Annotated in this window: 7 protein-coding genes; all 7 read left to right on the plus strand. The window is 61.2% G+C overall.

Annotated elements, in window-relative coordinates; genetic code table 11:
• Positions 1-120 precede the first annotated feature (120 nt).
• A complete protein-coding gene (locus ACFOKF_RS04360; RefSeq protein WP_380793461.1) occupies positions 121-1,761 on the plus strand; it encodes a capsular polysaccharide export protein, LipB/KpsS family in 1,641 nt (546 codons plus the stop codon).
• The gene (locus ACFOKF_RS04365) at positions 1,754-3,037 is read left to right on the plus strand and encodes a capsule biosynthesis protein (protein WP_380793463.1); all 1,284 of its coding nucleotides are present in this window, start codon (positions 1,754-1,756) and stop codon (positions 3,035-3,037) included. Before ACFOKF_RS04360 ends, ACFOKF_RS04365 begins: the two co-directional genes overlap by 8 nt.
• Before the next feature lie 61 nt (positions 3,038-3,098).
• On the plus strand, positions 3,099-4,196 hold the full coding sequence (locus ACFOKF_RS04370; RefSeq protein ID WP_380793465.1) for a mannose-1-phosphate guanylyltransferase/mannose-6-phosphate isomerase: 1,098 nt from the start codon (positions 3,099-3,101) through the stop codon (positions 4,194-4,196).
• Positions 4,197-4,541: 345 nt separating this feature from the next.
• The gene (locus ACFOKF_RS04375; RefSeq protein WP_380793467.1) at positions 4,542-6,317 is read left to right on the plus strand and encodes a glycosyltransferase family 2 protein; all 1,776 of its coding nucleotides are present in this window, start codon (positions 4,542-4,544) and stop codon (positions 6,315-6,317) included.
• Between the two features lie 5 nt (positions 6,318-6,322).
• Positions 6,323-7,555 carry a glycosyltransferase family 4 protein gene (locus tag ACFOKF_RS04380; RefSeq protein ID WP_380793469.1) on the plus strand — a complete coding sequence of 411 codons (1,233 nt, stop codon included), beginning with the start codon at positions 6,323-6,325 and terminating at the stop codon, positions 7,553-7,555.
• Positions 7,555-8,727, plus strand: a complete 1,173-nt coding sequence (locus ACFOKF_RS04385) for a polysaccharide pyruvyl transferase family protein (RefSeq protein WP_380793471.1) — start codon at positions 7,555-7,557, stop codon at positions 8,725-8,727. Before ACFOKF_RS04380 ends, ACFOKF_RS04385 begins: the two co-directional genes overlap by 1 nt.
• 107 nt (positions 8,728-8,834) lie before the next feature.
• Positions 8,835-9,479: a methyltransferase domain-containing protein gene (locus ACFOKF_RS04390; RefSeq protein ID WP_380793473.1), complete on the plus strand. Its 645-nt coding sequence runs from the start codon at positions 8,835-8,837 to the stop codon at positions 9,477-9,479.
• Positions 9,480-9,809: the final 330 nt, after the last annotated feature.

A 9,809-nucleotide genomic window follows, 5' to 3' on the forward strand; every position in this document is an offset into this window, starting at 1 on the left:
CTCGCATGGGTGGGGGACGATGGAGGACATGGCCATGGCCCGTGCAGGGGCTGCATCCGGCATTATGATGGACACCGCCCGACAGGGTGGAGCCGTGCTGGCGGCAGGCGCCGGGCAACCGTGACGCTCGCGCTTTTCCTGCGTTCGCCGCCTTTCCCCGGCATTGCGCCATCGGTCGCGGCAATCAGTGCGCCTGCCGGCGGTTCAGCGGATGCCGGCATTGACGATGCCGTGCTCGACAGGCTTGTCCAGGGGCGGGTCGGCGGCGATTTCTGGGGGCATCGCCCGACTGGATTGCGCCTGATCGTGCGGGACGGCGTGCCGGTGGCGTCGCAGGCGCTGGCCGGCTTGCTGCCGCAGGAAATCGGCATCGTTCCGGCAAGCACTTTGGCGGGCAGGGAAAAGGGGCCGGTCGGGCGGCTGTTGCCGGCCTGTTGCGACCCCTGGACTTTGGTGGAGCAGGCGCGTGCGGTCCATGCTGCGCCCGACGATGATCTGGCGCTGATTGCTGGCCTGCTTGGCGTGCCGGTGTTCGACCCCGATGGCGCGCCGGTCGATCCGGACATATTGCGAACGGCTTTGTGGTCCCGGATTGCGGCGGCCGCCTATCGCGACTGCTTTTCCGGCGCAGCGATCGATGTCATGCAGGCCATCGAGCAGCTCGCCGACTGGCGACGGCATCTGGAGGGCAATCGCGGCATTGCGGCAGCCAGCGGCATGGCTTTCTGGAAACGTGAGGCCATTCGCCATTTTCTGTGGGACGGCCTGCGCGCGCCGCCTTTCCTGTCGCCTGCGCGGGGGCTGCGCCGTGCGCGGCAGCAGGGTGGATCGCTTGCGATCTGGCCGTCGCGGGTGCCGCCTGCTCTGCCGCAGGAGGCAGCCGGTCAGGGTGTGGCCGTGGCTCGGGTGGAGGATGGCTTCCTGCGCTCACGCGGTCTGGGGGCGGCGCTGCATCCGCCCGGATCCGTCGTGGTCGACCGGACTGGCATCTATTATAACGCGCGCGCCGCCAATGATCTGGAGAGCCTGCTCGCGACCCATGCCTTTCCGGCCGGGCTGGTCGATCGGGCGCGGCGGTTGCGCACCCGCATCTGTGCGGCGGGCGTCACCAAATATGGGCCGGAAGCCGGCGAGATGATCGGCCTGCCCAAGGGGCGGCGCACGGTGCTGGCGGTCGGGCAGGTGGACGATGACCTGTCGGTCCGGCTGGGCGGCGCGGGCGTCGACGGCAATCTGGATTTTCTGGCGCGGGTGCGAAGGGCCGAACCGGACGCCTGGATCGTCTATCGCCCGCATCCCGACGTGCAGGCCGGTCATCGCAAGGGTCATCTGTCCGACGCCGTGGTTCTGGCCCATGCCGATACGATCGATACCGGCGCGCCGCTGATGGAACTGGTGCAGGCGGTGGATGAAGTGCATGTCCTTTCGTCCCTGACCGGGTTTGAGGCGCTGATGCGCGGGCGATCCGTGACGGTTCACGGCATGCCCTTTTATGCCGGATGGGGGCTGACCCGCGACCTTGCCAAATCGACTGGTCGACGCGGTCGTCAACTCACCGTGGATCAGCTTGTGGCGGGCGCGCTCATTCTCTATCCTCGCTATATCGATCCCGTTACGCGATTGCCCTGCGGTCCCGAAGTGATGGTGGACCGCATGGCGAACGGATCGACGCCGCCGGTGACGTTTTTGATCCGGTTGCGGATGCTACAGGGGAAGTTGCGCCGATTTATGACTTTGTCCGCCGAGTTCCTGCATGGCTGAAGCGTCCGCCAAGACATTTCTTTTTTTACAGGGGCCACATGGTCCCTATTTCGCGATGCTGGCGCAGGCGCTTCGTGATCGTGGCCATCGGGCGCTGCGGATCAACATCAATGGCGGCGACAAGATAGACTGGCCGGGTGAAGCGACCGACTATCGCGGCACATTTCGCAACTGGCCGCTATTCTTTGACGATTTTGTCGTCAATCAGGGCGTGACCGACCTTGTGCTCTACGGCGATTGCCGTCCCTATCATGCGTCGGCGCATGGCATGGCGCGGCTGCGCGACGTGCGCGTTCATGTCGTGGAGGAAGGCTATATCCGGCCCGATTTTCTGACGTTGCAGGATGATGGGGTGAACGGCAACTCCACCTTGCCGCTTGATCCAAAATGGTATCGCGATCAAGCGCGCGACCTGCCTGACGGGGATGAGGAAAACCGCCCGCGCGTACCATCCTTCTTTCGCGCGCGAGCGCGCAACACAATGCGCAATGGCCTGGCATCCGCGCTGATGCGGCCCTATTTTCCCTTTTATACTACCCACCGTCCGCATAGCTTCCTGATGGAATCGTTGGCCTGGTGCTGGAAGCTGGTGGGGCGCAAAAGCTATGCACGCCGGGCACGTGCGGAATGGGCCAGGATCAAGGACCAGCCTTTCTTCACCCTTCCGCTTCAACTCAATTCCGATTACCAGATTCGCGTCCATTCGCCCTTTGGCAATATGCGGGCGGCGCTGCGGTTCGTGATCAAGAGCTTTGCCCGCCATGCCCCGGAAGGCGTGTCGCTGGTGGTGAAGCGCCATCCGCTCGATCCGGGGCTGGTCGGCTGGCATGCGCTGACGGCGCGGCTTGCGCGCTATTATGGTGTGGCGGATCGCGTCGTTTATCTGGCCGACTGGGATATTGCCGAGGTTGTCGACAGGTCGCTGGGCGTCGTCACGGTCAACAGCACGGTCGGCACGCTGGCGCTGAACGCGGGTAAGCCGGTGATCGTGCTGGGCCATGCCGTCTACAAGATTCCCGGCGTGGTGCATGATAGCGGGCTGGATGGTTTCTGGAGTGCGCCGCATCAGCCCGACATGGGCCTCTATGCCGCGTTCAAGCGCGTCCTGATCGACCGATGCCTGATCCATGGTGGTCTGCTGAGTGATGAAGGGCTGGAAATGCTGGTGGTTAACGCGGTGGAGCGGCTGACCCGGGCGGAGCGGACCGATCATGGCGTAGCCGAATTTCCGTTGCGCCCAGGCGGTCATGGCCGATTGAGCCTGCTGGCCAGTTGATCGTCATATTCCGGCGATAATTTTCCGCGAAATATTTACGTCTTCGATCTAAGGGCTGTTCATGCTCATCTATCCCGTGATCCTTGTCGGCGGTTCCGGAACAAGGCTGTGGCCCTTGTCCACCGCCGACCGCCCCAAGCAATTTCTGCCGCTGACGTCCGATTGCACCATGATGGAAGAAACGCTGCGGCGTGTATCCGGTCGTCCCGGTTTTGCGCCGCCCATTCTGGTGACGGGCGATCGGCATGTCGGCATATTGGGAGAACTGCTCAAAGCGACCGGCCTGACGGCGTCGGCCATTTTGGTGGAGCCGGAGGGACGCAACACCGCGCCGGCGGTGGCCATGGCGGCCCACTGGATTGCGCAGCGCGATCCCGATGCGCTGATGCTGGTCATGCCATCGGATCATGTGATCGGTAATCTGGCCGCTTTCCACCAGCGCATCGCCGACGCTCTGCCGGTTGCGCGGTCGGGCCGTCTGGTGACGTTCGGCGTGCAGCCCGATCATCCGGCCACCGGCTATGGCTATATTGCTAAGGGCGCTCCACTGGACGGCGACGCGGATATTCATGAGATCAGCGAATTTGTCGAAAAGCCGACGCTGTCCGTGGCGCAGTCCTATCTCGACGGGCGGCGGCACAGCTGGAATGCGGGCATATTCCTGTTCACCGCATCGGCATTTCTGTCCGAACTGGCCCTGCTGGCCCCTGATGTTGCCGGGCCGATGGCGCAGGCGATGGCCGAGGCGGTCGATGATGGGACGCTGACTCGTCCCGGCGCGGCGAGTTTCGGCGCTGCAACCAACCAGTCAATCGACTATGCGGTGATGGAAAAAACCCGGCGTGCGGTGGTTGTGCCGGTGGACATCGGCTGGTCCGATGTAGGTTCCTGGGATGCCCTCTGGGCGATACGCGGCCGGGATGAGCGCGACAACAGCATCACCGGCCCGGCGGTGGTGGAAGATGGGTCGCGCAATCTGATCTTCGTTGATGGCGGTCCGCCGGTCGGCGCGTTGGGCGTGTCGGACATGGTAGTGATATCGACCGCGGAGGCTGTCCTGATCCTGCCCCGCAACCGATCGCAAGAGGTCAAGACGATCATGGAGGCGCATCGTGCATTGCATGCGCGCCGCGCCGATGTGGCCGAACAAGAGGGCTGAAGCGGTTCGTCCGGAAAGGCGTGCCGCTCCATGCGCAGGTGCGGGATTTTGAATTGACACGTCCGGCGTTATCGGCTGAACGTCCAGTAATCTAAAGGCCATATTCGGGGTTAGAGACTTGCGGCTGTGGAAGGGTGTGATGGTCCGCAGCCGTAACGGCGACGAAGCGGGATTGCCTTTCATCGCCCTTTCCAGTGGATCGACAGAGCGGCGACCCGGCTTGACCGGGCCTGTGTCGGCATAGGCTTGGCCGGCGTTGGCTTACAGGCGGGCGTCGGGCAGTCGGTTTCGATTTATCGGACCCGGGCCGTCACCAAGGCGGTCGGGTAAGGGGAAGACAGATCAATGGTGGGTTTCCTGAACTTGAAGAAGCAGGGCGGCGCGCAGGGCGTGCCGGAGGAGGGTCGCGATAGCTTGCTGGCTGGAGCCGAGCCCATCAAGGTGGAGGCGGGCGGCGTCATGGCCTCCGGCATCAGCCTGGACACAATCGTACTGCTCAACCGGGGGCTGACGCTGAAAGGCTGGCTGGTCGGGAGTGACCGGATCGAGGTGTTGCGTGATGGTAGCCCGGTGCGCGCACGCGTGTCGCGCCTGTCCCGGCCCGACGTGCAGGCGGCGCATCCCCATGTGGTGGAGGAGAATCCGGGCTTTGACATTCTGGTGCAGGATGCGCGGGCTGGCCAATATCATCTGCGCTGCCATAATTTCGGGGGAACTGGCCTGGTGCGTGACTTTTTGCTGGCGGTCGAGTTCGGCACGTCGGATTCGACGCCGACGCTGGCCAGCCTGCCCAAATATTTCGAGGACTCCCATTCTCTGGTCGGCGCCATCGACAAGGCTTTTCCGATGGGGGAAGGCGGGCTGATCATCTTTGGCTGGATGGTCGATCTGCATGCCTCGCTCAAGTCGGTGTCGTTCCACACCGAAAAGCGCTCCCCAATCGATGTGACCGACAAATTCTTCCGGCTGGCCCGCATGGATGTCGCCGCCAATCTGAAGGGGCGCTTCCCGCAGGTGACCGAAATGGCTGGCTTCGTGCTGCGCGTCGATGGCGATGTCAGTCCGAACGACGTCCACGCTCTGTGTTTTGATTGCGGCGATCGAGGCAAGGCCTGGTTGCTGGTCGATGTGGATGCAGAGGCGGCGACGCCGCTACAAGTGGTCAAGGATGTGCTGACCTTCGTGCCGGCGCCCGACCGTATTCGCCACAGCCTGTTCGACCTGTTCGACAAGGTGCTGGGCGAACCGATCAGCACTATTTCCCCCGAGATCAGCCGTCACCGGCCGAAGCCGCAGGTCAAGCAGTTTGGCACATTGCCGCCGTCGACCGACGTTTCGATCATCGTGCCGCTCTATGGCCGCTATGATTTCCTGAAATATCAGATGGCGCGGTTCAAGGATGATGCCGATTTCGATCGTGTCGACCTGATCTATGTCGTCGATGATCCCGATATTCTCAGTCCCACGCTCGATATGGCGGCGGCCATGTATGATCTGTATCGCCTGCCTTTCCGGGTGGTGTGGTACAATCGGAACATGGGCTTTGCCGGCGCCAATAATATGGGGGCGGGTTTTGCCGTCGCGCCCCGGTTGCTGCTGCTCAATTCCGACGTCATTCCGCAAAAGCCGGGCTGGCTGGGCGACATGATCCAGTCGCTGGACGAGCCGGGTGTGGGGGCTGTCGGGCCGTTGCTCCAGTTCTTCGATGGATCGGTGCAGCATGCCGGCATGCGGCCGAAGGAAGACCCCTATTATCCCGGCTTCGTGCTGAACGTGCATCCTGGCAAGGGCGCGCCTTGGTGGGGGGCGGACGACAGCTATGACGTGCCGTTGCTAACCGCGGCCTGCCTGATGTTGCGCGCGGACATGTATCGCGAACTGGGCGGTCTGGATGAAGGCTATATCATCGGTGATTTCGAGGATAGCGACCTGTGCCTCAAGTTGCGCAAGCGCAAGCTGAAGCTGGTTCTGAACGCCAAGCCCCGGCTCTGGCATCTGGAGCGCCAATCGCAGAATTTGCAGAGCATTACATCGTACCGACACCTGCTGACGCTCTATAATGGCTGGCGGTACAAGAAGAAGATCGAAAGCGCCGAACTCGCGGACCCGTGGGAGAATTGATCTAAATGCGTATCGCGATATTCAGTCACGCGCATCCCAATTTCAGCAAGGGCGGCGGCGAAATTGCTGCCTACTCGCTGTTCGAGGGCATTAATGCCCTACCGGGGCATGAAGCCTGGTTCATTGGCCGCGCCGAACAGCAGATGCTGCATCTGGGCAGTCCGGTGGCCTCGCTCAACGAACGGGAATATCTGATCGGCGGCAATGCCGATATTCCGCGCCTGTCGGCCACGATCGCGTTGGGTGAGGATAGCGATTTTGCCGATATGCTGCGCACGATCGATCCCGACGTCATCCATTTCCACCATTATGTGTTTCTGGGGCTGGAGATGATCCACGCCGCCAAGCGGGTGTGTCCGCGGGCGAAGATCGTGCTGACGCTGCATGAATTCATCGGCATCTGTCTGAACAGCGGCCAGATGATCAAGACCGACGGGCGGCTCTGCTACAGGTCCAGCCCGCGCGAATGCCATGGCTGTTTCCCGCAGACGTCGATGGAGGACATCTTCCTGCGCGAAGTCTATGTGAAATCCTTCTTCGACCTGGTCGACACCTTTGTGTCGCCGAGCGATTTCCTCAAGGACCGCTATGTCGCCTGGGGCCTGTCGGCGGACAAGGTCATCGTCATCGAAAACGGGCTGGAGGATGGCGAACGCGTGCCGCCGCGCCGCCTGAACGAAGGGCAGGGGCGCGGCCGCTTTGCCTATTTCGGTCAGATCAACCATTTCAAGGGCATCGACCTGATCCTGGAGGCGTTTCTTGGCCTGCCGAAGGCGGTGCGCAAGCAGGTGTCGCTCGATATCTACGGATCCGGGCTGGAGCATCAGAGCGCGGATTTCCGTGAGAAGGTCAGTGATTTGCTGAAGCGGGCGGAAAAGCAGGCCGAGGGCATGGTCCGTTTCCACGGTGCCTATGAGCGTGAGGAACTGGGCGGTCTTATGTCCGGGGTGGACTGGGTTGTCATGGGGTCGAAATGGTGGGAAAATTCCCCCGTCGTGATTCAGGAAGCCTATAAATATGGCCGCCCGGTCATCTGTCCGGATATTGGCGGCATGGCGGAAAAGGTGCAGCCCGGACGTGGCGGCTTGAATTTCCGCGCGCGCGACAGCCTCAGCCTGCAAAATCTGATCGTCGACATCACCGAAGGACAGGTTGATTATGACGGCCTTATCAGGGACATGCCGTCTTTCCTTCGTCAATCCGACTGTGCAGAAGCTCATTTGAAATTGTATCATTGATGAACAAAATTATCTTGCGTGGTGAGCCATCGCGGCTCGGTATTACCAGTCACAAGTCGACCAAGACGCTGGCGCAGGAAGTCGGGATCAATCCCGGCAACCTGGCCTTTTCCTACGCATCGGCCCTGATATTGGGCTTTCCGCGGAATGTGACGCTGATCGAAACCCCTTCGCCGGAGGAGAAGATTGGCGTGTTCACACTCGCCAATTACCTCGGCGAGCATTATGATCCCACCCATTTCCATGCGTTTCTGGAGCGTGCGCCGGCCGACTGGCGAGCGGTGGTGCTGGGTCTGGGCGCGCAGGGATTGCTGGACCGGCTGACGCTGGAGCCGGGCGATGTGACCCTGTCGGACCGGCATCTGGCGTGGCTGCGTGCGCTCAGGGATCGTTCGGGCGGGCAGGTCAACGTCTCGGTCCGTGGCGACCTGACCTACAAGCTGCTCGACCGTTATGGCCTGGCCGACAATGCGGTCGTCACGGGATGCCCGTCGCTGATGCTGTCGCCGGCGCGTAATCTGGGCCATGTCGTGGCTCAGAAATTCGCGGCTCTGGGCGATGATTTGCCGCTGCTGAACGGCACGTTGGGCAATCCGTGGGATCCGCGCTCGCAACCCTTCGAACATGCGCTCATCCGGACGGTTGTGCGTTCCGGGGGGCTGATGCATGTCCAGATGCAATTGGATCATCTGCGGCTGGCACGCGGCGATGCGCTGGACGAACAGACGATGCGTGTCCTGCACAAGCAATTGATGCCGCATTTGCCACTGGGCGATTTCCAGCGTGAAGGGCGTCGCCATTTCCACGTCTGGTGGGATGTGCCGGCGTGGATGGAGCATCTGACGCGCGCGGACTTTGTTCTGGGCACGCGCATTCATGGGACGGCGCTGGCATTGCAGGCCGGTACGCCGGCTTTGTGCGTGGCATGGGATTCGCGCACCTATGAACTGTGCCGCAGCATGAACATTCCCTATGTGTCGATCTATGACGAACCCTGGCGTTCGGGGCAGTTCGACTGGGCCATGATCCGCGACAGCTTTGCCGCACAATTCGACGCAGAGGCTTTCGATCGCAATCGGCTTCAGCGGGCGCAGGCCTTTGTTGATCTGCTGCGCGCCAACGGCGTTCCGCCATCGGCGCATCTGCTGCATCTGGCGGGGCAGGTGAACTGATCGATATCAGTGCCTTAGCAACAGCGTCTTGACATGATCTTCAAAGCCGGGGTGTTTGACACTCCCGGCTTTGCACCCCGGGCCATATAAACAGGAACGGGAGAAGGATGATGGAGAAGGCGAAAGCGACGCAGGCCATCCTGGATGTGCATGAAAATACGCGCTATTATGACGATGCCGCGCAGGCGGACGCCGTCGCGCTTTTCTGGGATGGCAATTCTCCTTTCCTGAAAATGTTTCGCCAACTGGAATGTAATGCCATCATCGAACTGGCGGTTGGCAAAGGGCGGCATGTGCCCATGTATATGGATCGCGCCTCAAATATCGTGCTGGTGGATGCGCTGGGCCAGAACATCGCGGCCTGCCGCGCTTTGCTGGGGGAAGCGCCGAAATTCCGCTATTATGTGAATAATGGCGTCGACCTGTCCGAACTGGCCGATGGCAGCTATGATTCCCTATTTTCCTACGACGCCGTCGTCCATTTCGAAATGCTGGACGTCTGGAGCTATCTGAAGGAAACCGCGCGCGTTCTGGCGCCGGGAGGACGGGCGCTCTATCATCATAGCAATTATAGCGAGCATCCGACCCATGTCTGGACGCAAAATCCGCATAATCGCAATTTCATGTCGAACGCGATCTTCGAGCATCTGGCCGACCGTGCCGGATTGGTGGTGCTGGACCAGGCTCCCATTCATTGGGGGCATGTGGAGTATCTGGATGGGCTGACATTGCTGGAAAAGCCCGCTGCATAAGTTGCGGCTGGAGACAGTCGTTTCAACAAGGGTCTGCATTTTATGGCTTTCCAGCCGTTAACCATGAATATGCGGCGATGTTTCTCCAGTCGTCGCTTTCAAGGGGCGTTTGGCCGTCAGACCGATGCTGTCGCATTGCAATAAATATTGTTGTGCGCTGCAACCACGCGAGCAGAGCTGAGGGGTTTCCAATTCTGTCCAGAATGAGCGGCGCACGCATTGTGCGTGTCGGCGTCATGCTACGAATGGCAGATGGTTAATCTTCGGATTTGCAATTCCACGCATGAATATTGCGCTCGTAAAAGAGTGCAATGGATTGCGATCGCTCAT

The organism is Sphingobium rhizovicinum (assembly GCF_042647625.1).
In the GTDB taxonomy this organism is placed as follows: domain Bacteria; phylum Pseudomonadota; class Alphaproteobacteria; order Sphingomonadales; family Sphingomonadaceae; genus Sphingobium; species Sphingobium rhizovicinum.

Bases quoted from the DNA above. Each gene is read 5' to 3' on its own strand.
- ACFOKF_RS04365 (WP_380793463.1), top strand. From the start codon at position 1,754: ATGGCTGAAGCGTCCGCCAAGACATTTCTTTTTTTACAGGGGCCACAT.
- ACFOKF_RS04370 (WP_380793465.1), top strand. From the start codon at position 3,099: ATGCTCATCTATCCCGTGATCCTTGTCGGCGGTTCCGGAACAAGGCTG.
- ACFOKF_RS04375 (WP_380793467.1), top strand. From the start codon at position 4,542: ATGGTGGGTTTCCTGAACTTGAAGAAGCAGGGCGGCGCGCAGGGCGTG.
- ACFOKF_RS04380 (WP_380793469.1), top strand. From the start codon at position 6,323: ATGCGTATCGCGATATTCAGTCACGCGCATCCCAATTTCAGCAAGGGC.
- ACFOKF_RS04385 (WP_380793471.1), top strand. From the start codon at position 7,555: ATGAACAAAATTATCTTGCGTGGTGAGCCATCGCGGCTCGGTATTACC.
- ACFOKF_RS04390 (WP_380793473.1), top strand. From the start codon at position 8,835: ATGATGGAGAAGGCGAAAGCGACGCAGGCCATCCTGGATGTGCATGAA.